The organism is Streptomyces sp. NPDC042259 (assembly GCF_055582085.1).
Genome location: NZ_JBVJDW010000006.1, coordinates 350,035 through 372,243, shown reverse-complemented (window position 1 = coordinate 372,243; position 22,209 = coordinate 350,035). Strand labels below are relative to the sequence as shown.

Genomic DNA, 22,209 nt, shown 5'->3' with positions numbered 1-22,209 from the left:
GTCGGTTTCCTTTGTGCGTGGGGATTGCGGGGATTACGGGGAACTGCTGGTGGTGCCGGGGGGCCGGGTGGCGGGCGGGCGTCTACAGATGGGCGTAGACGTCGTCGAGGGAGATCCCCCGGGCGACCATCATCACCTGAACGTGGTACAGGAGCTGGGAGATCTCCTCGGCCGTGGCGTCGGCGCCCTCGTACTCGGCGGCCATCCACACCTCGGCGGCCTCCTCGACGACCTTCTTGCCGATGGCATGGACGCCCTTGTCGACGAGTTCGGCGGTGCGGGAGGTGGCGGGGTCGCCGGAGGCGGCCTTCTGCTGGAGCTCGGTGAACAGCTCCTCGAACGTCTTCTTGGACATGGTGCTCCTACCCTACGGGGTCCGCTCCCGGTGTCAGTGCCAGGGCTCGGAGACCGAACGGAGGATCACCGCGGTGGCGACGGCCGCGGTGACCGCCTCGTGGCCCTTGTCCTCACTCGAGCCCTCGATGCCCGCCCGGTCCAGGGCCTGTTCCTCGTTGTCACAGGTCAGGACGCCGAATCCGACGGGGACGCCGGTGTCGACGGAGACCTGGGTGAGGCCCTGGGTGACGCCCTGGCACACGAAGTCGAAGTGCGGGGTGCCACCGCGGATGACGACGCCGAGGGCGACGACCGCGTCGTAGCCGCGGCCGGCGAGGGCCTTGGCGGCGACCGGCAGCTCCCAGCTGCCGGGGACGCGCAGCAGCGTCGGCTCGTCGATGCCGAGGTCGTGCAGGGCGCGCAGGGCGCCGTCGACGAGACCGTCCATCACCTTCTCGTGCCACTGCGCGGCGATCACGGCGACCCGCAGGTCCTGGCAGTTCTTCACACTCAGTTCGGGGGCGCCCTTGCCGCTCACGTCTGTCCTCGGTTTCCTGCTCGTGCCATGGGGCTGTTGTCGGTGGGAAGAGTCTGGGGCGACTCGGGGATCTTGGGGATCAGAGGGTTTGTCCGCCCGTGCGTTCCGGGACCTCTTGCGTAACGGGAGCCGCACGGCGGATCACTGGTTGGCGCAAGGGGACACCTCGTCGGTGTCCAGCCAGGGCAGGTCGTGGCCCATCCGGTCCCGCTTGGTGCGCAGATAGCGCAGGTTGTGCTCGCCCGCCTGGACGGGCATCGGCTCCCGGCCGGTGACCTTCAGGCCGTGCCGGACCAGGGCCGCGGTCTTGTCGGGGTTGTTGGTCATCAGCCGCAGCGAACGCACCCCGAGGTCGGTGAGGATCCGCGCGCCGGCGGCGTAGTCGCGGGCGTCGGCCGGGAGGCCGAGTTCGAGGTTGGCGTCGAGGGTGTCACGGCCGCCCTCCTGGAGCTCGTAGGCGCGCAGCTTGGACATCAGTCCGATGCCGCGGCCCTCGTGGCCGCGGAGGTAGAGGACGACGCCGCGCCCCTCGGCGGTGATCCGTTCCAGGGAGGCCTGCAGCTGGGGGCCGCAGTCGCAGCGCAGCGAGCCGAAGACGTCGCCGGTCAGGCACTCGGAGTGGACGCGGACCAGGACGTCCTCGCCGTCGCCGATGTCGCCGGAGACCAGGGCGATGTGCTCGACGCCGTCGACGGTGGAGCGATAGCCGAAGGCGCGGAAGTCGCCGAAGGCGGTGGGCAGCCGGGTCTCCGCCTCGCGCCGGACGGTGGGCTCGTTGGATGAGCGGTAGGCGATCAGGTCCTCGATGGAGATGATCGACAGGCCGTGCTTGCGGGCGAAGGGGACCAGCTCGGGCAGTCGCAGCATCGCGCCGTCCTCGCCCGCGATCTCCACGATCGCGGCGGCGGGGCGCAGCCCGGCGAGACGGGCGAGGTCGACCCCGGCCTCGGTGTGGCCGTTGCGGACGAGGACCCCGCCGGGCATGGCGCGCAGCGGGAAGACGTGGCCGGGGCGGACGAAGTCGCCGGGGGCGGTGCCGGGGTCGGCCAGCAGCCGGATGGTGGCGGCGCGGTCGGCGGCGGAGATCCCGGTGCTGATGCCGTGGTCGCGGGTGGCGTCGACGGAGACGGTGAAGGCCGTGCGCATCGACTCGGTGTTGTCCTCGACCATCTGCGGCAGGTCGAGCCGGTCGATGTCGGGCTGCTCCAGGGGGACGCAGATCAGGCCGCGGCACTCGGACATCATGAACGCGACGGTCTCGGTGGTGACCTTCTCGGCGGCGACGACGAGATCGCCCTCGTTCTCGCGGTTCTCGTCGTCCACGACGACGACGGGACGGCCGGCCGCGATGTCGGCGATGGCCCGCTCGACGGGGTCGAGGGTGAGGTCCTCGGCGGTGAACCAGCTCTCCAGGACGGTCATGCTGCCACTCCTTCCAGTGCGGGCTTGACGCTCGTGCGCGAGCGCAGCCACCAATCGCGCATGCCCCACAGGACGAGGGCGAGGTAGACGACGTAGACGAGGCCGGAGAAGGCGAGGCCGCTGTCGAAGGCGAGCGGGACGCCGACGAGGTCGACGAGCAGCCACGCGAACCAGAACTCCACGAGCCCGCGGGCCTGGGCGATCATCGCGGCGAGGGTGCCGACGAAGATGTACGCGTCCGGCCAGGGGTTCCAGGACAGTTCTGGTACGGCGGTGAAGAGGGCGCCGACGGCGAGGGTGCCGACGGCGGTGCCGGCGAGCAGCAGGGCGCGCTCGCGCCAGGTGGCGAAGCGGATCGCGATGGATCCGTCCTGGGCGTGCTGCCGGCCGCGGTGCCACTGCCGCCAGCCCCATACGGCGACGCCGATGACGAGGAGCTGCTTGCCCACACCACCGCTGAGCTGCGCGGAGGCGTAGGCGGCGACGAGGATGACGCCGGAGAGGAACTGGGCGGGCCAGGTCCATATGGAGCGCCGCCAGCCGAGGGCGAGGGCGAGCAGTCCGACGGTGTTGCCGATCATGTCGGACCAGATGACGCGCTGGCCGAGGACCTCGAAGGCCTGGCCGTTCAGCCAGTCGAAGGCGCTCATGCGACCGGCTCCCCGGCGGCGCGGTCCGAGGTGCCGAGGAGGCGCTCGACGTACTTGGCGAGGACGTCCACTTCGAGGTTGACCGGCTCGCCGACTCCCTTGGAGCCGAGGGTGGTCAGTTCGAGCGTGGTGGGGATGAGGCTGACGGTGAAGAAGTCGGCGCCCGCCTCGACGACGGTCAGGCTGATGCCGTCGACGGTGATGGAGCCCTTGTCCACGACGTAGCGGCTCAGTTCGGCGGGCAGGGCGATCTTCACGATCTCCCAGTGCTCGCCGGGCTGCCGTTCGGCGATGGTGCCGGTGCCGTCCACGTGGCCCTGGACGAGGTGGCCGCCGAGGCGGCCGCCGAGCGCCATGGGGCGTTCGAGGTTGACGCGCGAGCCGGGCCCGAGGGCACCGAGGCTGGAGCGGTTCAGCGTCTCCGCCATGACGTCGGCGGTGAACGCGCCGTCGGCGGTGTCCACGACGGTGAGGCAGACGCCGTTGACGGCGATCGAGTCGCCGTGCTTGGCGTCCTCGGTGACGAGGGGCCCGCGCAGCGTGAACCGGGAGGAGTCGCCGAGGTTCTCGACGGCGACGACCTCACCCAGTTCTTCGACGATTCCGGTGAACACGTCAGTTCCCTTCGGGGGTGGTGGCGGGGACGGGGGCCAGGGGGGAGGCGGGCGGGGAGAGGCGCGGGGTGGCGGTGATCCGCAGATCGGGGCCGAGCCGGGTGACGTCGGTGATGTCGAGGCGCGACGCCCCGGTGATGGTGCCGATGCCGGCGTCACCGAGGGCGGCCGGGCCGGCGCCGAGGAGGGCGGGGGCCAGATAGCCGACGACTTGGTCGACGACGCCGGCGGCGAGGAACGCGCCGGCGAGGGTCGCGCCGCCCTCCAGCAGCACCGAGCGCACCTCGCGGGCGTACAGCCCGGCGAGCAGGGCGCGGATGTCGAGGCCACTCGCCCCGCGCGGCAGGCGCAGGGTCTCGACGCCGGGGAGGTGGCGGGTGTCGGCGTCCTCGGCGACGGCCACGAGCGTGGGTGCCGCCGGGTCCAGGACCCGGGCCGTGGGCCGGATCGTGGCGTGGGTGTCCACGACGACGCGCAGCGGCTGGCGCGCGCCGTCGCGGCCACGCACCGCGAGGTGCGGGTCGTCGGCGCGCAGGGTGCCGGAGCCGACCACGACGGCGTCGGCCTCGGCACGCAGCCGGTGGACGTCGGCGCGGGACTCGGCGGAGGTGATCCAGCGGCTGGTGCCGTCGGCGGCGGCGGTGCGGCCGTCGAGGGTGGCGGCGTACTTCCACAGCACGAACGGGCGGTGGCACGTGACGGAGGTGAGCCAGGCGGTGTTGCCGGCCGCGGCCTCGGCGGCCAGGAGACCGCCCTCGGTGTCGACGCCGGCGGCCGCGAGAGTCGTGGCACCGCCGGTGGCGGTGGGGTTCGGATCGGCGACGGCGTAGACGACCCGGCTGATGCCCGCGTCGACGAGCGCCTGGGCACAGGGGCCGGTGCGGCCGGTGTGATTGCAGGGTTCGAGGGTGACGACGGCGGTGGCACCGCGGACGTCGTGGCCGGATCGGGCGGCGTCGCGAAGGGCCTCGACCTCGGCGTGCGGACCACCGGCTCGCCGGTGCCAGCCCTCGCCGAGCGTGCGGCCCCGGGCGTCGATGACGACGCAGCCGACGACGGGGTTGGGGCTGGTGGAGCCAAGGCCGCGGGCGGCGAGCGCGATGGCGCGTCGCATCGCTTCGGCTTCGGTCACGGTGCCCACCGGGGTCCTCCTGCCTCTTCGGGCACGGACTCCGGGGCTGTCGTACGGGACGACGAACAGCGGGTACGCCGCAACGGGGAGATACACCGAAGGCCAGGGCGGAGCCGTCACCCACAAGGGGGCGGACCACCTGCGACGGTGTGCCGATGCGTGCCCGCCGCGCACTGCCTCCCATCCGGACTTTAACCGTCGGTCCAGGAATTTCACCTGGTCAACCGGCCGCTGGCTGCGGACGGGTCGCGGACTGTAACCGCCGGTTCGGACTTTCACCGACCCCGGAGTGCGCTGCGTAAATAACTTTCGACCTATGGTACATGCCGCCTGACCTGCGGGTTTGATCACTCCGCAGCTCCGACGACTCCGAGCGTACGCCGCCGGGCGCCGCGATGTCCACGGCGATTTGACTCCGCACCCCGCCACTGGACCGAAGCTGGACCGCGGCTGGACGGGGACTGGACTGCGGCTGGACGGGGGCTGGGCGGGGACCGGACCGCGGCTGGACAGGTGGCCAGGATTCCGCTTGTTACCCGCGGTTCGGGACTTGGTTCAGACCTATTGACGCACTGGTCTAGTCCTCTTAACCTCTGCCACACCTCCGAGGAGACGGCCCCGGAGTTTGCGCAGACCCCGGGCCACAGCACGTCGCACCCCCACGCACCGCTCAGCCGAGCCCCCCACTGGAGGAAACCGATCGTGTTGTTCCGTACGAGACCCCCGCGCGCCCGGATCCGGACCCGGGTCACCCTCGCCGCGGCCGGCGCCGCCGTCACCGGACTGCTGCTGGGCACCCTCACGGCGACCGCCTCGCACGCCGAGGACCAGTCCGCCTGCCGCCCCGACGGCCTCTACGCCACCCCGGGCGTGAACGTCCCCTACTGCTCGGTCTACGACTCCGCCGGCCGCGAGAAGATGGGCGCCGACCACCAGCGCCGCGTCATCGGCTACTTCACCGGCTGGCGCACCGGCAAGGACGGCACCCCCGCCTATCTCGCCTCCGACATCCCGTGGGACAAGGTCACCCACATCAACTACGCCTTCGCGCATGTCGACGGCGCCAACAAGATCTCCGTCGGCGCCGACGGCGCCGGCAACCCCGCCACGGGGATGACCTGGCCCGGGGTGGCGGGCGCCGAAATGGACCCGGCCCTCCCCTACCAGGGCCACTTCAACCTGCTGAACAAATTCAAGAAGCAGCACCCGAACGTCCGCACGCTCGTTTCCGTGGGCGGCTGGGCGGAGACCGGCGGCTATATCGACGAGAACGGCAAGCGCGTCGACGCCGGCGGCTTCTACCGGACCGCGACGAACGCCGACGGCTCGGTCAACCAGGCCGGGATCGACACGTTCGCGGACTCCGCGGTGGCGTTCGTCAAGAAATACGGATTCAACGGCGTCGACATCGACTACGAATACCCGACGTCCATGAAGGACGCCGGGCACCCCAAGGACTGGGCGCTCGCCAACGCCCGGCGGGGCGGGCTCAACAAGGGCTACGCGGCGCTGATGAAGACGCTGCGGGAAAAGCTCGACCGGGCCGGCGCGGCGGACGGGAAGCACTATCTGCTGTCCGTCGCGGCACCGTCGTCCGCGTATCTGCTGCGCGGCATGGAGACGTACCAGGCGACGAAATACCTGGACTACGTCAATGTGATGTCGTACGACCTGCACGGCGCCTGGAACGAATTCGTCGGGCCGAACGCCGCGCTGTACGACGACGGCAAGGACGCGGAACTCGCCAAGTGGGGCGTCTACTCCGCGGCGCAGTACGGCGGCATCGGATATCTGAACGGCGACTGGGCGTACCACTACTTCCGCGGGGCCCTGCCTCCCGGGCGGGTCAATCTCGGCCTGCCCTACTACACCCGCGGCTGGAAGAACGTCACCGGTGGGACCAACGGCCTGTGGGGCACCGCGAAGGCCGCCTCCTGTCCCGCCGGATCCGGCCTGACCAGCTGCGGTGACGGCGCGGTCGGCATCGACAACCTCTGGCACGACAAGGACGACGACGGCAAGGAGTCCCCGGCGGGCTCGAACCCGATGTGGCACGCGAAGAACCTGGAGAAGGGCGTCGTCGGGGACTACGCCGGAAAGTACGGGTTCCCGGCCGGCACCAAGCTCACCGGCAGCTACACCCGCCAGTACGACACCACCCTGGCCTCCCCCTGGCTCTGGAACGCCGAGAAGAAGGTCTTCCTCTCCACCGAGGACGAACAGTCGGTCAAGGCGAAGGCGCAGTACGTGGTCGACAAGGGTCTCGGCGGCACGATGATCTGGGAACTCGCGGGCGACTACGACTGGAACGCCGGCAAGGGACAGTACGAGGTGGGCGACACCCTCACCACCGCGCTGTACGACGCCTTCAAGTCCGCCCCCGGCTACGGTGACCGGCGCGCCACCACCCCGGTGCCGGCCGAGGCGCTCGATCTGGACGTGAGCCTCACGAACTTCCCGCTCGGCGACTCCAACTATCCGATCAACCCGAAGATCCGCATCACCAACCGCACCAAGGCCACCATCCCCGGCGGCTCGGAGTTCCAGTTCGACTACGGCACCTCCGCACCGGGCAACGCGAAGGACCAGTCGGGCTGGGGCCTGAAGGTCGTCCGCAGCGACCACACCGCCTCGAACAACATCGGCGGCCTCAAGGGCGACTACCACCGGGTCTCGGTGAAGCTGCCGGACCGGCAGCCACTCGCGCCGGGGGCCTCCACGGACCTCGACTTCGTCTACTACCTGCCGGCCGCCACCCCCGCGAACTGGACCGTGAGTTTCGGCGGGAAGACCTACGCCCTCGCCGGTGACCTGGCGCGGGGCACGACCGTCGTCGACCCGGGCGGCCCCACCCCGACCCCGACGGCCACCCCGGCCCCGACCGGCACCCCCACCGCGACACCCACCCCGACCGCCACCCCGACCGGCGGGGCCTGCGCGGCACCGTCCTGGGACAGCGCGAACGCCTACAACGGGGGCGCCACCGTCTCCTGGAAGTCCCACACCTGGAAGGCCAAGTGGTGGACGCGGGGCGAAGAGCCCGGCACCACCGGCGAATGGGGGGTGTGGCAGGACCTCGGCGGCTGCTGAGGAATCCACCGGTCCCCCACCGGCCGGCCCCGGGGCGCCCGTCCCCCGGGGCCGGCCCACGGCAGGCGGGGCGCCACCCGCGCGGGGTCGACCGGCGCGGGTCACGTCGGGAAGGATGCGGCGATGAGCACCGTACCCAGGCCCACGGACCCCCGGGTGCGCCGCGCGCGGATCGCCGTGGCCGCCGTCTTCGCTGTGCACGGCGCCGTGGCCGGCAACTTCGCCGCCCGCGTCCCCTGGGTCCAGGAGCACGCGGGCATCAGTGCCGGACAGCTCGGACTGGCGCTGGCGTTCCCCGCCATCGGCGCCTCGGTCGCGATGCCCCTCGCGGGCCGGGTCAGCCGGCGTTTCGGCTCGCGGGCCGCGCTGCGCGCCCTGCTGGCCTTGTGGTGTGCCGCCCTCGTGCCGCCCGCCTTCGCCCCGGGCCCGTTCGCCCTGTGTGCGGCGCTGGCGGTCTACGGCGCGACGGCCGGGATGGCGGACGTCGCGATGAACGCGCTCGGGGTGGAGACCGAGGACCGGCTGGGGCGCTCGATCATGTCCTCGCTGCACGGCATGTGGAGCGTCGGCGCCCTCGTCGGCTCCGCGGCGGGCGCCGTCGCCGCCCACGCCGGCGTCGACGCCCGGGTCCAATTCGCTTGCGCCGCCACCGTCTTGGCCGCCGTCGGCGCGCTCGCCTGCCGCTGGGTCCTCGATCTGCGCGCGGTCGCGGGCGAACGGCCCGCGACGCGGCGGAGCGGCGGGCGGGGGAAGGCTCTGCTGCCCCCGCGCTCCGCGCTGCTGATCGGCGCGGTCGGGTTCTGCGCGGTCTTCGCCGAGGGGGCGAGCCTGGACTGGTCGGCGGTGTATCTGCGGGAGGCCGTCGGTTCCGGGCCGGGGGTCGCGGCCGCGTGCACGACGGCGTTCTCCTGCACGATGGCGGCGGCGCGGTTCGCCGGTGACGCGGCGGTACGGCGGTTCGGCCCGGTGCGCACCGTACGGGCGGGCGGGGTGGCCGCGACCGCGGGCGGGGTCCTGGTGGTCACCGCGGCCGGTCCGCTGCCCGCCATCGCCGGTTTCGGTCTCGTCGGTCTCGGCATCGCCGTCGTCGTCCCGCTGGCGTTCGCCGCGGCCGGGCGTAGCGGTGCGGATCCGAGCCGGGCGATCGCCACGGTCGCGACGATCACGTACACCTCGGGGCTGATCGCCCCGGCGGCCATCGGGCAGCTCGCGGACGCCACCTCGTTGATGGTCTCGTTCTCCCTGGTGACCGCCCTGACCGCGGGGCTGGTGGCCGGAGCGGGCGTCCTGCGGGCGCCGGCCCGTGAGGCGAGCGCGCACCATGCCTCGCCGCCCCGGACGTCCGGCACGACGAAACCCGACGGCCGGTAGGCCGACACGACTCCGCGGGCCGTACGGCGGGCCCACGAGGGGCCCGGCGTACGGCCCGCGGAGCGGACCGTGATGTTCAGCCGTCAGAGGCTGATGATCATCAGGTTGTTGTCCTCGCCGTGGTGGCCGTAGCCGCCGTGGTGCTTGCCGTGGTGGCCGTTGTCGCGGCCGTCGTGGTCGCGGTCACGGTCGCAGTCGCGGTCGCGGTGGTGGCGCCCGTTGTGGTCGCCGTCGTGGTGGTGGCCCCACTTGTGGTCGCGGTCACGGCCGTCGTGGTCGCGGTCACGGCCGTCGTGGTCCCGGTCGCGGCCGTTGTGGTCGCGCCCGTTGTGGTCGCCGTCGCGGCCGTCGTGGTCGCGGCCCCACTTGTGGTCGCCCTTGTGGTCGCCGTTGTGGTGGTGGCCCCACTTGTGGTCGCGGTCGCGGTCGCGGCCGTTGTGGTCGCGGTCACGGTCGCAGTCGCGGTCGCGGTGGTGGCGCCCGTTGTGGTCGCCGTCGTGGTGGCTCCACTTGCCGTGGTGGCCGCCCCAGCTGTCGTGGTCGTCGTGGTCGCCGTGGCCCCAGCCACCGCCCCAGCCGCCCCAGCCGCCCAGCCAGCCCCAGAGGCCATTGTCCCAGCCGCCGTGGTGACCGCTGGAGTGGCCGCTGTAGTGGCCGCCGTAGTGGCCGCCGCCGTAGCCATGGCCGTTGTGGTGGCCGCCGCCGCAGCGACGGTGGCAGTCACCGTCCCGGTCGTGGCCGTTACGGTCGTCGTCGTCGTGACCCCACGCCGCGGCGGCGGGGGCCTGCGGTGCGGCCTGAGCCACCCCCGACATCGGCACGATGGTGGCCGCGGCGACGATCGCGGCGGCCGCGGTGCGGCCGACGAACTTGCGCATGTATGTCTCCCGGTCTTGCAGGAATCGGACACTGGGACGCATACCTCGCACACATCGGGCAGTAGCGGATGTATCGGGTCATACAGTCGTACGGGGGGCTAATTGGGCCGGTCGTCGCAACGCACTGCGCCAACCGGGCGCCCACCGCAACGCACGGCGGCTCGCGGCATCCCGAGGCCGCCCACGGCACCCTGGGCGGGCCGCGACGGCGGGGAGCACCGGGTACCCCCGCTTAGCATGGTCCGGATCCATTTCAAGAACACAGGGAGCAACCATGGGCCTCGGCGTGCGCTGGACTCTGCACGGCGACGGGCGCACCCCCGCCCCCGGAGCCGTCGTCAGGCCCGACGAACGGCTCTCGTGGCCCCGCACCGCGGGCCTCGGCGCCCAGCACGTGGTCGCGATGTTCGGTGCGTCGTTCGTCGCTCCGAGAGTGCATCACTAGAGTCATAGGGTTTCTGACCTGGTGCTTTACACCCCAAGGCGGACGGATGTTCACACACCGTACAGTTGAAAGACGTGAGCATCATGGCCCCTGCACCTACACCACTACGCCTCCGCCCGGCCCCGGACGAAGGGCTCCCCGCGGCCTTCCGGCGTAGAAAGCGCGGCGTCATCTACGTCCGCGTATCCGTCGCCAGGGCAGACATGATCAGCCCCGAACTCCAGATCAGCCACGCTCAAGCACTCGCCGATTCGAACGACATCGAAGTCATCATCAAGCCGATCATGGACCTCGGTGAATCCGGCCGAGAGTTCGAAGACCGGAGAATCTCCGAGATCAAGGAGATGGCCCGGAACCAAGAATTCGATGTTCTGATCCTCTGGATCTGGTCCCGCTTCGGCCGCAACCTGCGCGAGTCTCTGCAACACCTTGACGATCTTCTGGCCTACGGAATCGAGGTCCGGGCCGCGCACGAGGACTTCGACGGCAAGACGACGATCGGTCGCTTCGCCATCGCCCAGATGCTCAATATCGCCGAACTGGAGTCCAACCAGAAGTCGGACATGTGGAAGGCGACCATCGAGCGCCGGAAGAATCATGGCCTCCCCCACGGTTCGGCAGGCCGCGGAAAATTCGGTTACTACCGCTGCGACACTTGCCCTCCGCCTGAGCCGGGTCAGCCCATGGACAAGTGCCCGAACTGCAAGGACGGCATCCTCAAACGCGACACGGTCACCAACCCCATCTACGGGCAGCTCTACCTCGACTCCATCACCGGGAAATCTGCACGGTCAATGGTCCTGTGGCTGCGCGCGAAGGGGATCGTCCACTGGACGGGCCGGGAGATAGACGCCGGGGACCTCTACTCGATCTTGGATTCGGGCTTCGGCCTGGGGTATGTCCGGTACACCCTGCCGGAAGAACTCCACGTAGTGATCACTCGCGAGGACGGGACAACCAAGAAGAAGCGCAAGGCTGCACACAGAGACATCACGTCGTACCTCTATTACCGAGGCAAGCATCAGGCGATCTGGGACGACCCCGTGTACTGCGAGCAGGTCTGGGATGCCTATGTGGCGCGTCGCCTCAAGGGGAAGCAGGACGACGACAAGAACCACGACCACTCGGCCAAATACGAGGTTTCGGGAGTTTTGACGTGCTCGGGTTGTGGCAACAACATGCACGCCATGCTTCGCGCCAAGAAGGTCCAGCGCCCCTGGAAGGACGGGAAGCCCGACCCCTTCGACGTGCTGTTCCGGTGCACGCGGCAGATGAAGTTCAAGGACTGCCCTGGCAAGGGTGTCTACGTCACCTTGGCGACGGCCCTGACAGCCGTGAAGGACTGGCTGAAGAAGCATGTCGAGGAAGACCCACAGGGCGCTGAAAGCGTGGCGGCCCGTGTGGCTCAGCTCCAGGCGCAGCAAATTAGGGAGACGGCGACCAAGGAGACGATCCGGCTGGATCAGATCACGAGGGAGCTGACGGAGCTGCGAGAGAAGGAAGACAAGCTGACGGACGCCGTCCTGAACGAGTTGATCTCGGACGAGGCTGCTCGTCGCCGCCGGGCGGAGTACGACGGTGCGAAGTTCCGCCTCAAGGAGGAGCAGGCGGCCCTCAAGAAGAAAATCAAGGCTGCTCCGGTGATCACGCCGAAGCCGGAGTTCGAGGACTTCGCGACGGCCATGAAGCTGCTGGAGGTGGCAGATGTGGCCGACCAGCGGAAGCTGATCAAGACCTTGGTGCGGGAGATTCGCGTGAACCGCGGCCGGAATGTCGAGACGAAGTGCACGATCTGGCCGATGTGGGTTCCGCCGCCGCCGAAGCCGGTCCAGGCGGGTCAGGAGCTGGCGGCCTAGTCTTCGGTGAGGCGGTCGGCGTACTTGACGGTCAGCTCGGCAACGGTCTGCCAGAAGTCGTCCATGCAGTCTTCGTAGGTGCGGACATCAGTGCAGGTCATGTGAGGCTCCCGGAACAGGAAGAGGCCCCCTCGCGCGAGGGGGCCTCTTCTGGTGCTTGGCTGTAAGGCGGAACTCAGCAGGGATGGGCAATTAGCCGCTAGCCCTCAGTCGTCGGCACCGTCTTCCAGCACAACCCCGCCGGGGTGCATCTCCTTGACCCAGTAGTCCGTTGCCATCTCCTTGGCAAGGTCGTGCGGTACCCCTGCCGCGATAGCCTCCGTGTAGAGGGCGCCAGCGATGCGGACGAACATCAGCGCGGCTCCGCCGCGCCTCTCGATGAGGGCCTGGTCCATCTCCGCCTCGATGCCGGCCACCAGCTCTTCGAATCCATCAGAATTGTCAGACATTTAGACCCTTACCCCTTCGCGCTTGACGTTGTCGTGCTCAGACAAGAATTCGTCGATCACTCCCCAGCGGGCGCTTGTGAGGTTTCCATTGCGCAAAGCGGATTGCATGACCTCCGCAAGCATTTCGAACTCTGCCTTACTGATGCAAATGGATATGTAGCCCTCCGGGTCGACGGGGGTTCCAGGGATTTCTTCCGCGTACACGCATTCTCCTGTTAGTGTTTGCTGGTTTCGATGTCCAGGACGCTGCCCCAGGACCGGCCGCCGATCTCTGAGTCCACGGGTATCAGTAGGTTTTCGATTGTCATCTCCATGATCCGCGCTGTCGCGTTTGCTAGTTCCTCTGCCTGGTCGGAGGGAAAGCTGAAGACGAGTTCGTCATGGATCGGGACGCGAACGAATTCGGTGTATCCGGCGCGGTCGAGTTCAATGAGGGCGCGGGCGGTGATGTCTCTTGAAGTGCTTTGGATGAAATAGCTCAGGGCGGCGTATAGCCGGTTTCGGTCCACGGGGATGCACCGGCCGGTTCCCGTGTAGATATACCCTGTGCGGCGGGCCTCTCTCTGGAGCCGCTCGGCGAATCGTTTGACTTCGGGGTAGGTTTCCCAGAATGCCTTGACCGCCTTCTTTGCCTCAGTTTCGGAGACACCGTACTGTTCTACGACGGCCTTCCAGCCGCCACCGAATGCGACTGTGAAGTTGGTTCCCTTCCCGGCTTTGCGGCTCACGCCTGCGGCATCGGCGGTGAGCTGGTGGAGGTCGAGGCCGCGGCGGAAGGCATCGAGCATTGTCGGATCTCCGCTGAAAACGGCGAGAACCCTCAATTCCATGTTCCCGTAGTCGGACGACACGGTTACGTGCCCCTCTTCGGCGAGGAAACAGTGCCGTACATAGGAGTCGCCGGCCGGTAGGGTCTGGGCGGGGATGGCGCCGGTGATGGTCATCCGTGCACTGCGGGCTTGACAGGAGTTGATGCTCGCACGGACGCGGCCTTCAGCGTCCCGGCCGTCCAGGGCGCGATCGAACCATGTTGCCTTCCACTTTCCAGCTTTCTTGGCCTTAATGATGGCTTCGGTCAGCGGTATGCCTATGGAGGACAGGACCTCGTCATCGACGGATAGGTTTCCTTTCTTGGTCTTCTTGGTGAGCTTGACGCCGCGTTCCTGTAGGGCGGTAATTATTTGCGCGTTGGAGTTGACATTGTCGACGCCTTCGCGGTGGGCGACAGCCGCCCACTTTGCTTCCTCGGCTGCAAGCTCAGCCGATTTGGCCTGCGCGTACTCGTGGTCGAGGAGGTAGCCGGTTCGCTCGATTTTTGCTGTGATGTGCGCGAGCCGGTGTTCCCACGAGACGAGCCCCCTCTTCCTACTGCGGGCGGGCACCTTCGGTTTGAGGATCTTGAAGAGCAGGTACGCGAGGATGGGGTCCATACCGGCGTAGAGCAGGAATCCGTGGTGGTCGATTGGGATGACTGACCAGACGTCAACCTTCTTGACTCCGAGTTCCTTGGCTATGTCGGTCATGGATCCCTTGACCTCGGCCGCCGTCTTTTCGCAGATGTAATGTCTGGTCAGCTCTTCGAGTTTCAGGCCGGGGCCTTGTTCTTTGACTGGCCGCGGATCGACAAGGTGGGCGATCAGTTTGGTGTCCCAGGATTTCGGGGCGAGTTCCTCCATGGGGATCCCGAGGCAGCTCTCCGCGACGTGGAGGTCGTAGGTGCCGTTGTGGGCGATCAATCGGCGTGCGGTCCGCAGTGCCCAGCGGACGGAGTCCTGGTATGCCGGGCCGCGTTCTACCGGGACGACGAAGGATTCGCGGTCTGTTCCGAACTGCCAAAGGCGGGCGCGGAAGGTGCCGGCGTCGGCGTTCCACCAGTCCAAGCCTGTGGTTTCGCTGTCGTGGGCAATGAGGTCTCGGTGGGTGAGGATGAACTCTTCGAAATCGGCCAGGTCGTCTTCGGTCTCTACAACGTGGATTCGGACGGTCGTCGCGGCGATGGGGTGTTCGATGAGGCGCAATCAGTCTCCGTCTGCCGGGAGGGGGCCGGTTTACCACCGGCCCCCTTGTGGTCTCGCTTCAACTTTTCGGGCAGTGTGAGGGGGTTACTTTGCCCGGAAGGATCCGTCCGTCTGGCGCCAGAGCGGGGGGCACTGCTGGGACTTGTCGAGGCCGCGGCCTCCACAGAAGTAGGCGGCCCACGTGCCGCCGTCCTTGAAAATGCGCGGCCCGTGGCCGCAGGTGTGGTTGCCGGTCTCGCCACCTGCGGGAGATGGGACGACCTTGCCGTTTTCGAAGCGCTTCGGGGAACTGCCGGCCCCGCCCTTGTACTGCTCGCGGGTGTACTGCGCGAACTTCGCGTTGAGGTCGATGAGTCCGGCCTCCTTCATCGCGGTCAGAAGCTCCACGCCACGAGTGGCCGTTTCCGTGGCGGTGTGGCCGTAGACCGCTGGGGTCATCCATTCGGCGCCATAGTCGGGCCCCGCCTTCACCGTGAGACCGATCTTGAAGGGGGCAGGTCCGTGGGGGGCGGGGGTCATCTCGGTGGCAGGGGGCATGGTGGTCTCCTTCATGGTGGTGGCGGCGGTGGGCTCGTCCCAGGGCGAGGTGTCGGCAAAGGGATCGTCAAAGGTCATGCGTGGAGTGTCCTTCGGGTGCGGAGGCTGCGGTTCATCTGCTGGGCCAGGGCGACGACCGCCCTGCTGAGGGCTTGCCGGTCCGCCTGGGCCGGGATGGGGGTGCCGTAGACGAAGCGCCTGAGGAGGAGTTCCCGGTACCGGTCGGGGACTTTATTCAGGGCGCTTCCGGCATCGATGCGGGCGGAAATCAGGTTGTCGGTGATACGGCTCTGAAGCAGGTCGTCCTGGCGGCCGATCATGTGCCCTAGCTCATCATCGGTGTACAGGAATGTGCGGAGTACGGTCTTGGCTTCGTCCGGCGTGTAGTAGTACTGGTCATCCAGTAGATCGCGATAATTGCGCTCACGGCTGGCGTACTGCGTCCCGGCCTTCTGAAATATCTTCCACAGGAAGCCCTCGTTGTCGTAGTTGGCTTCAATGGCGGGCCGCTGCTGGTATGCGTGGAGCAGGATTTCCTGTTTGACGTCATCCTTTTCTACGATGCTCCACTTCTGCGCGATGTTGTAGGCAACCTTGTCGGCGAGGCTGGAGAGGTATTCCCAGTCGAGTACTACGTCACGCTGCAATGGTGAGATCCTTTTGGACGAAATGGCCCTTGCTGTTCCGCTTGATGGCTCCGTACCGGGCGCCGTCTACGACGAAGCTTCCGTCTCGCTCGATGTAAACGGGGACGGGTACGGCGGAGTACTGGCTGACGAAGAGCTGACCGAATCCCTTCTGCCAGTTGGCTACACCACCAGCAAGGTATTGGGCCTTGCTCTCGTCCATGAGGTGCCCTACTTCGAATCCGAAGAGGGTGCGCCGACCCTTTCCGACGCCGACTGTTTCCGGCGAGACCGCGTTCTTGTGGGTGTGGCCCATGACTACGGAGCGGTCCAACTTCCTGACCTTGGCCGCCGCGGTGCGGCCGGGGAGCTGGTTGAGGCCGGGAAGTTCGTGTCCGTGCATGGCGACCCATCCGGGCGCGATCTCGGTGAAGGGGGGTAGTACTTCGATTTTCAGCTCTTCGAAACCGAGGAGGACATCGATGTCGAATGCCCGGCTGGCGGCCAGGGCAGGCGCGTACTTTCGAAGGTAGTCGCTTGGCCTGGCGTCGTGATTGCCGATGACGAACCAGATGGGCCCGCCATATCCGGCCCGCAGGTCCGCCAGGAGCGCCTTGCCCCCCTCAGACTCCTGGAGTACGTCATGCTCGAACTCGGCCTGCGTTCCCTTGGACCAGCGGCTTGGAGCCGCGTAGTCCATGAAGTCTCCGATGATCAGCACCTCGGACGGCTGCCGCTGCTTGATGTAGTCCCACAAATTCCGGACGGCTCGTGCATCGTGCAGCGGATATTGCACGTCGGAGACGATCACTATTTCCTTGGTACTCATGCGGCCCCCCTCAGGCGATCAATCTCGATCGCGATGTAGTGCTTAGCCTTCTCCAGGTCTTCGATGGCATCCCCCTTCAGGCCCGCCCGCCACAGGTATTTGATGGCGTTGCCAATAGCGAAGTTCAGGTGTTTGACGATTTCGATGCACTCGATACCGCTGGGGTGGCTGGTGTAGTGCGCCGGGTGATACACGGCGTCGCTACCGGGCCGGGGATCGACGAAGGCCCTCTTCATGATTTTCTGGGCCTCTGCGGAGTCGAGGCCCATGGGGAGCCCCTCCGTCTCGTTCAGCATTCGTCGGCCGGGGCTGTCTTCTGTCACCCGGGTTAGTTCTGTGTCGGCGAAACGCAAGGTGTCTCCGCTGGCGAGTTCTACCTCATAGGGGTAGACGGCTCCCGGCTTAATGCCCCGGATGACTCCGCGTCTGACCGTGCGGACTCCCATGACCAGTACTGCGTCGCCGACATTGAAGCATTCCGTCATTAAACTCCCAGGGTTGTGCGGTACGCCTCTGCGCCTTTTTCGCTGATGAACTTGTTCACGTCGAACCCGTCGCCCAGATCGACGGGCCGGGCGTTGGGCAGGATTTCGCACATGTCATCGGTGAACTTGCGGCCTGCCGGGTCGCCGTCGCCGATCACGAAGACGACTTCGAATCCCGCGAAAGCGGGGGCGAAATGATCTCGCCAGCTCGTCACGCCCGGCAGTCCGGTGGCGGGCACCCCCGCGAGTTCGGAGGCGACCGCATCGAGTTCACCTTCGCCCAGCACGACGTAGGGGCTCGGTCTGATCAGGGCGAGGGTGTTGAAGAGCATCGGCGGATCCCCGGGCAGCCCCAGATACTTGCTGTGCCCGGTGTGCTGCTCTTCCTCCCGCCAACTGCCGTCCGCGCCCTTGGTGCAGGCGTCGGCGATGCAGCGGAATCGGATGGTGGCGACGGCATCGAGACCTCCGGCCGGCCGGAGGTAGGGGATGGCCAGGCGCCCTTGGTAGCGCTCATGTCCTGGAACCGGATCCGAAACGTAGCCGATCTTGAACCGGTCGGCTTCCTGCCCCAAACCGCGGTGGTCCATGTACCTCTGTGCGGGGCTTCCCTGGTAGCTGCTGTGGTTGCGTTTCGCCGCCTCCAGCAAAATGGCTTTCTGCGAATCGCTGCGCTTCGACAAATCCCAGCCCCTCCTTTCTCTGTATGACGTCGATGGAGTCCGCCGACACGTCACAGCCGAAGCAGTGGAATCGGTTATGCTCGAAATTCACGGACGCGGACGCGGTGCTCTCGTCGTGGAAGGGGCAGAGGCACTTCACCCAGCCGCCCCGGCGGGGCGGGGGCTGCCACTGCGGGTAGTAGTGCTCCAGCACCGCGACGATCGGGGGCCGGGCGGGAGTCGTGCGGGTCTTGCGGCCTGGCCTCATGCGCTGCCCCTGCCCCGGTAGTAGCGCGGCCCGAGGTGCCGTTGGGCTGGTGGGTCTTCGAGGTAGTCAGCCGCCGCGCGGAGGATGGGCGGGCGGTCCCGCGCGGCGGTCAGCAGCCGCCCGTTGCACATGCGGCACAGCAGGCCCCGCACGAGGTGGGTCGTGTGGCAGTGATCCACTGAAAGCCGCTGCCGCCGCGTTCCGTGGCAGATTGCGCAAGCCCCGCCCTGGGCCTCGAACAGCAGGTCGTACTCCCCCGGCAGAAGCCCGTAGGTCGCCTGCACCCGGGCTTCATGGCCGGCCTTGCTCCGGGCGGCCTTCCGGCATGTGGCGCACACCTTGCCGCGCACGGAGCTGTAGAACTTTTCGGCCCGGTTGCGCTGGCACCGGGAACACGGCCGGGTGCCGGTCCGGCGGCCGGTCACCGCAGGATCCTCCGCTCCAGGTGGAGCATGCGGCCCGTATCCGCAGAATCGGCGACCTGCGTACGGAGCGCGCCGAGTTCGACCAGCTTGGCGTGCCGGCCGGTCCGGGAGCGGTAGGTGATGACTGCGGCGGCCTGCCGGTACGGGCGCAGGTCCCGGGAGAGGCGGCTGAGGTTGAGGCGGCGGCCGTCGCCCAGCTCGACCACCACAACGACCGGTTCGGCGAGCGTCTCGGCGAGGTCGGCGGCCAGCTCCGGAAAACGCTCGGCGGTGTGGCCGGGCAGGTCGATCGAGATGGTGTAGCCCCGGGTGCGGTGCGCGGTGGCGGTGGTCACGGCGGTCTCTCCTTACTGATCTTGGTCTCGCAGCAACTTTTGGGGTAAAAAATTAGAACCCCACAGGGCTCTCCACGTCTGTAAGTCGCATGGTGCGTGTGTCGAAGTCGTATGACACGTAGGTCTCTCCGGAGCTGTCTTCAAAATCCTCGCGGTTTTTCACGGGGCTGATGTGAAGCGTCCGGCCGTCCATGCCATCGATCTCTTTGTGGATGGTCAGGACGAGGGCCGGCACTCGCGAAATTTTCCCCTTGACGCCGGACTGTGGGATGGGCTTGAGGCCGTCTGCGTATTCGCCGACCACGTGATGCATGGCCATCACGTGCGCATGGGTTTCCCTTGCCATCTCGTTGAGGTAGTCGCAAAGCCCCTCTAGGGCGAAGCTATAGGTCTCGGCACTGCCAGAGAGGCCGGCATCAATATTCGAAATATTGTCCAGCACCACAAGATGTGGGTTTATTCCGAACACTGCTTCATATGCCTTGAGATGCAACTCCAGCTCGCCCGGAGTGGGCCGCGCCGAGTAGTTGAACCGCTGCCACCAGCGGGCGCCCAACGCCCCCTCGTACACGGCGAATTCGTCGGCATGGAGCTTGGCCTTGACTGACTTCACGTCGTCACCGGTCAGGATCGCTGTCGCCCGGGTGAGCTGCGTTGCGGCGGTCGAGTCCGCCGAGAAGTACAGGGTGGGAACGTTCGCCCGGATGGCAAGGTTGAGCCCGAAGATTGACTTGCCTGTGCCGCCCCCTGCCGCCACGATGGAGACTTCTCCGCGCCTGATCTCGACGCCCATTTTCGAAAGAGCCTTGAAGGGTGAGGGGATCGGCTCCCCTGCCGCGCCCTTCATTCCTACTGACTGGCTGAGTGAGTACATTCGGCGTTGTTCCCTTGCTGTTCGAAAACTTACACGACTAGAGGTCTCGCATCAACTTTTTATTTAAATGAGCAGGCGTGGGACACATCACAGAAGCGGCAGGAGAAGCCGGGCTTCGCGGGGAAGTCCCCACGCTTGACGTCGGCGTCCATGGCGGCGAACCGCTCACCGACGGTTTCGTCCGTCACCTTCTCCAGCGGCACGGGCCGTGAAAGGTTGCTGTTCTTCGCCAGGTACCAGTCACCGCGGTTCACCGGGACGTCGTAAACCTGCTCGACCGCCGTCTTGTACGTCTCCAGTTGGAAGCGTGACTTCATCGTCCCAGTCTTGAGGTCCCGCACCCGCAACGACCCATCGGGCTCGGCGATGAGCTGGTCGATGAACCCGCGCACCTTCACGCCCCCCAGCTCCACCAGGAATTCCAGCTCGATCGCCGGCGTACCGGCCGGGGTCGTCCAGATATCGGGCCGGTGCTCCGTGGCCCACTCGACGTAGCGCGCGGTCTGTTCCTGGCCCAGGCGATACCGGCGCTCGATGTCCTCGCCCCCGCTACCGGTCGCCGACAGCCAGCGGTCGGTGTCCGGCTCCTGGTCGAGGCTCTTGTTCACGAGGTCGGTGTAGAGGTCGGAGAAGAGCTGAACGGCCTCGTCGGCCTCCATGGAGCGCTTCGAGCGCTCGACTGCTTCGGCGGCAGAGTGGAAGGCCGTGCCGTGATGGGACCAAGCCGCGGGCCGTGGCTCCACCCGCTCTACTCGCTGGAGGTAGTACCTCCACGCGCACTTCTCGTATTGCTCGGTCTGCGAGACGGACCGGGGCTGGGTTTCGATACTCATGGGCCGACCTTCGGGTAGATGACGTACAGGGTTGATTCGCTGCTGCCGGGAAAGTGGCTGTTGGGGTGGGCCCCGTGGATGATCTCGATGACGGACTCACGCCACTGGTCCACCCCTTCCTCACGGAATGCCTGGTCGAGGTCTTCCTCACACTCGCTGGTCACCAAGTTGCTCACGACGAGGTGGAAGTACGCCCCGATCCCCCTTCCCACGATCTTGCGGATCATGGTCCCAAGGGTGGCCAGAACGGTTACCGGAGCCTGCGTAATCGGTGCGCGGTCTACGGCGCCGACAAGGCCCTTGAGGGCCTCCGGGGCCAGTGAGCGGGCCAGGGCCAACCGGGGATTTCGCCCGTCGGAACCCCATGGGCGGCCCCGCAGAACAACCGGGCCTCCGCCTTCTAAAGGGGCAGCGGGCAGGCAGCTACCGGGGCTCTCCGCGGCGACAAGAAAGGAACAGTGCACCGCTGACTCCTCAGGTAGGGGCTTGTTGCGGGCCCTACTCTGCATCATTTTTTCGATCTTATGTTGGAACGGACTTGTTCCGTTCCGGGCACACAACCAATTCGGAACAGATGTGTTCCGGTTACAACCAGGTAAGCTGCTCGCAATCGATGAGCGGGGGATTCTCCTTCAGCCCCGCATTTGATCTTGAGTTATTGATCTTGGTTTGTGAGGGGCAGGGGCAATGAGTTACACGAGCTATAAGGATCTTGCGACGGTCGGCCGCCTGGTGCGGGGATGGCGAGAGCGGCTGGACTGCGAGTCACGCGCAGGCATCACCGCCCGCTTCGGTCGGAGGAAGGGGCACTTGACGCAGGGGGAAGTCAGCATGCTCGCCGGTTTCTCCGCGCGGTGGTACAGCAACTTGGAGCGGGGCGTGAAAACCGCTTACAGCGACGAATTTTTGGACCGCGTCGCCCACGTGCTTGAGCTGAGCGAGGAAGAGCGGCGCACGCTGTACACCTACACCGTCGGCAGGCTCCCGGAGCCCGTGTACGGAGTGGACAAGAGCATCATCGACCCGGCGTTGGCCCGATTCGTGCACATGCAGCCGTACCCCTGCTACGTCTCCGACCAGGCATTCGATGTGATCCTCTACAACGCCGCGGCTGCCAAACAATGGCGGTGGATGAAGCGTGGGGGCAACGTAATGGTGTGGGCCCTCACCGACCCTGAGGCCAAGCTCCAGCTCATCGACTGGGAAAATTCCTGGGCTATCCCGATGGCCGCCCAGCTCCACCTGGCCAAGAGCAAACACTGGACCCATAAGCGTCTGTGCGATGTAGTCAACGAGGTGCTGAAAGACGAGGAAGCGGCGCGGATCTACTGGGATGAGGGGCTGCGCAGCGTGCACCCCGACGGGTCTCAGCGGCGCGTCTACCTCCCGCACCACCACGACGAGGAGTTCGAGGTGACCTTCCTCGCCTTCCCCCTCCTTCGTGACCCCTCGTACCGCCTCATGACCGTGGTGCCGACCAACGAGTGCGCGCAGTTCGCAGACATCGAGCTTTACAAAAAGGCTGCCTGACTCCCC

23 protein-coding genes, 2 pseudogenes and 1 riboswitch are annotated in these 22,209 nt (G+C 67.2%); of the genes and pseudogenes, 5 read left to right on the top strand and 20 right to left on the bottom strand.

Features of this window, described 5'->3' with window-relative positions; genetic code table 11:
* Window positions 1-82 precede the first annotated feature (82 nt).
* The 6 genes from ACZ6MA_RS19495 to ribD all read right to left on the bottom strand — a co-directional run bounded on the left by ACZ6MA_RS19495 (window position 83) and on the right by ribD (window position 4,674).
* Window positions 83-355, bottom strand: coding sequence for a phosphoribosyl-ATP diphosphatase (locus ACZ6MA_RS19495; RefSeq protein WP_087929011.1), 273 nt, complete (start codon window positions 353-355; stop codon window positions 83-85).
* 33 nt (window positions 356-388) lie between these two features.
* The gene (gene ribH / locus ACZ6MA_RS19490) at window positions 389-874 is read right to left on the bottom strand and encodes a 6,7-dimethyl-8-ribityllumazine synthase (protein ID WP_469435136.1); all 486 of its coding nucleotides are present in this window, start codon (window positions 872-874) and stop codon (window positions 389-391) included.
* Between the two features lie 141 nt (window positions 875-1,015).
* Window positions 1,016-2,296 (bottom strand): bifunctional 3,4-dihydroxy-2-butanone-4-phosphate synthase/GTP cyclohydrolase II, encoded by a 1,281-nt coding sequence (locus tag ACZ6MA_RS19485; RefSeq protein ID WP_469435135.1) that lies wholly within the window; start codon window positions 2,294-2,296, stop codon window positions 1,016-1,018.
* Window positions 2,293-2,946: a nicotinamide mononucleotide transporter family protein gene (locus ACZ6MA_RS19480; protein ID WP_469435134.1), complete on the bottom strand. Its 654-nt coding sequence runs from the start codon at window positions 2,944-2,946 to the stop codon at window positions 2,293-2,295. The genes ACZ6MA_RS19485 and ACZ6MA_RS19480 overlap by 4 nt, the downstream gene beginning before the upstream one ends.
* Window positions 2,943-3,560, bottom strand: a complete 618-nt coding sequence (locus ACZ6MA_RS19475; protein ID WP_469435133.1) for a riboflavin synthase — start codon at window positions 3,558-3,560, stop codon at window positions 2,943-2,945. The genes ACZ6MA_RS19480 and ACZ6MA_RS19475 overlap by 4 nt, the downstream gene beginning before the upstream one ends.
* Before the next feature lies 1 nt (window position 3,561).
* A complete protein-coding gene (ribD, locus tag ACZ6MA_RS19470) occupies window positions 3,562-4,674 on the bottom strand; it encodes a bifunctional diaminohydroxyphosphoribosylaminopyrimidine deaminase/5-amino-6-(5-phosphoribosylamino)uracil reductase RibD (protein WP_469435190.1) in 1,113 nt (370 codons plus the stop codon).
* Between the two features lie 184 nt (window positions 4,675-4,858).
* Window positions 4,859-4,989: riboswitch (FMN riboswitch) on the bottom strand.
* A gap of 405 nt (window positions 4,990-5,394) precedes the next feature.
* Here ribD and ACZ6MA_RS19465 point away from each other — a divergent pair.
* Both ACZ6MA_RS19465 and ACZ6MA_RS19460 read left to right on the top strand, forming a co-directional pair.
* The gene (locus ACZ6MA_RS19465; protein ID WP_469435132.1) at window positions 5,395-7,782 is read left to right on the top strand and encodes a chitinase C-terminal domain-containing protein; all 2,388 of its coding nucleotides are present in this window, start codon (window positions 5,395-5,397) and stop codon (window positions 7,780-7,782) included.
* Window positions 7,783-7,905: 123 nt separating this feature from the next.
* A complete protein-coding gene (locus ACZ6MA_RS19460) occupies window positions 7,906-9,153 on the top strand; it encodes an MFS transporter (RefSeq protein ID WP_469435131.1) in 1,248 nt (415 codons plus the stop codon).
* Between the two features lie 83 nt (window positions 9,154-9,236).
* Here the strand turns inward: ACZ6MA_RS19460 and ACZ6MA_RS19455 are convergent, their stop codons facing one another.
* On the bottom strand, window positions 9,237-10,031 hold the full coding sequence (locus ACZ6MA_RS19455; protein WP_469435130.1) for a hypothetical protein: 795 nt from the start codon (window positions 10,029-10,031) through the stop codon (window positions 9,237-9,239).
* Window positions 10,032-10,305: 274 nt separating this feature from the next.
* Here ACZ6MA_RS19455 and ACZ6MA_RS19450 point away from each other — a divergent pair.
* Window positions 10,306-10,461 (top strand): annotated as a pseudogene (locus ACZ6MA_RS19450) (nitrate reductase); the annotation flags it as partial.
* A 98-nt stretch (window positions 10,462-10,559) separates the two neighbouring features.
* Window positions 10,560-12,332 (top strand): recombinase family protein, encoded by a 1,773-nt coding sequence (locus tag ACZ6MA_RS19445; RefSeq protein ID WP_469435189.1) that lies wholly within the window; start codon window positions 10,560-10,562, stop codon window positions 12,330-12,332.
* 206 nt (window positions 12,333-12,538) lie between these two features.
* Here ACZ6MA_RS19445 and ACZ6MA_RS19440 read toward each other — a convergent pair whose 3' ends face one another.
* From ACZ6MA_RS19440 to ACZ6MA_RS19380, 13 genes and pseudogenes are all read right to left on the bottom strand, one after another.
* Window positions 12,539-12,781 carry a hypothetical protein gene (locus ACZ6MA_RS19440; RefSeq protein WP_469435129.1) on the bottom strand — a complete coding sequence of 81 codons (243 nt, stop codon included), beginning with the start codon at window positions 12,779-12,781 and terminating at the stop codon, window positions 12,539-12,541.
* Window positions 12,782-12,996: 215 nt separating this feature from the next.
* Window positions 12,997-14,799 carry a DNA polymerase gene (locus ACZ6MA_RS19435; RefSeq protein WP_469435128.1) on the bottom strand — a complete coding sequence of 601 codons (1,803 nt, stop codon included), beginning with the start codon at window positions 14,797-14,799 and terminating at the stop codon, window positions 12,997-12,999.
* Between the two features lie 84 nt (window positions 14,800-14,883).
* Window positions 14,884-15,414, bottom strand: a complete 531-nt coding sequence (locus ACZ6MA_RS19430; protein ID WP_469435127.1) for a hypothetical protein — start codon at window positions 15,412-15,414, stop codon at window positions 14,884-14,886.
* Window positions 15,411-15,983, bottom strand: coding sequence for a hypothetical protein (locus ACZ6MA_RS19425; protein WP_469435126.1), 573 nt, complete (start codon window positions 15,981-15,983; stop codon window positions 15,411-15,413). Before ACZ6MA_RS19425 ends, ACZ6MA_RS19430 begins: the two co-directional genes overlap by 4 nt.
* Complete coding sequence (locus ACZ6MA_RS19420; protein ID WP_469435125.1) at window positions 15,973-16,791, bottom strand: metallophosphoesterase; 819 nt, start codon at window positions 16,789-16,791, stop codon at window positions 15,973-15,975. The genes ACZ6MA_RS19425 and ACZ6MA_RS19420 overlap by 11 nt, the downstream gene beginning before the upstream one ends.
* Window positions 16,788-17,276 (bottom strand): DUF3310 domain-containing protein, encoded by a 489-nt coding sequence (locus tag ACZ6MA_RS19415; RefSeq protein ID WP_469435124.1) that lies wholly within the window; start codon window positions 17,274-17,276, stop codon window positions 16,788-16,790. Before ACZ6MA_RS19415 ends, ACZ6MA_RS19420 begins: the two co-directional genes overlap by 4 nt.
* Window positions 17,276-17,959 carry a toprim domain-containing protein gene (locus ACZ6MA_RS19410; protein WP_469435193.1) on the bottom strand — a complete coding sequence of 228 codons (684 nt, stop codon included), beginning with the start codon at window positions 17,957-17,959 and terminating at the stop codon, window positions 17,276-17,278. Before ACZ6MA_RS19410 ends, ACZ6MA_RS19415 begins: the two co-directional genes overlap by 1 nt.
* A gap of 43 nt (window positions 17,960-18,002) precedes the next feature.
* Window positions 18,003-18,206 (bottom strand): annotated as a pseudogene (locus ACZ6MA_RS19405) (CHC2 zinc finger domain-containing protein); the annotation flags it as partial.
* Window positions 18,203-18,631, bottom strand: coding sequence for an endonuclease domain-containing protein (locus ACZ6MA_RS19400; RefSeq protein ID WP_469435123.1), 429 nt, complete (start codon window positions 18,629-18,631; stop codon window positions 18,203-18,205). The pseudogene ACZ6MA_RS19405 and the gene ACZ6MA_RS19400, both read right to left, overlap by 4 nt.
* Window positions 18,628-18,966, bottom strand: coding sequence for a hypothetical protein (locus ACZ6MA_RS19395; protein ID WP_469435122.1), 339 nt, complete (start codon window positions 18,964-18,966; stop codon window positions 18,628-18,630). Before ACZ6MA_RS19395 ends, ACZ6MA_RS19400 begins: the two co-directional genes overlap by 4 nt.
* Window positions 18,967-19,018: 52 nt before the next feature.
* Entirely contained in the window at window positions 19,019-19,840 is an 822-nt protein-coding gene (locus ACZ6MA_RS19390; protein ID WP_469435121.1) for an AAA family ATPase, read from the bottom strand.
* Window positions 19,841-19,899: 59 nt separating this feature from the next.
* A complete protein-coding gene (locus ACZ6MA_RS19385; protein ID WP_469435120.1) occupies window positions 19,900-20,673 on the bottom strand; it encodes a PD-(D/E)XK nuclease family protein in 774 nt (257 codons plus the stop codon).
* The gene (locus ACZ6MA_RS19380) at window positions 20,670-20,900 is read right to left on the bottom strand and encodes a hypothetical protein (protein ID WP_469435119.1); all 231 of its coding nucleotides are present in this window, start codon (window positions 20,898-20,900) and stop codon (window positions 20,670-20,672) included. The genes ACZ6MA_RS19385 and ACZ6MA_RS19380 overlap by 4 nt, the downstream gene beginning before the upstream one ends.
* Before the next feature lie 460 nt (window positions 20,901-21,360).
* Between ACZ6MA_RS19380 and ACZ6MA_RS19375 the strand changes: the two genes are divergently transcribed.
* On the top strand, window positions 21,361-22,203 hold the full coding sequence (locus ACZ6MA_RS19375; protein ID WP_469435118.1) for a helix-turn-helix domain-containing protein: 843 nt from the start codon (window positions 21,361-21,363) through the stop codon (window positions 22,201-22,203).
* Window positions 22,204-22,209 lie beyond the last annotated feature (6 nt).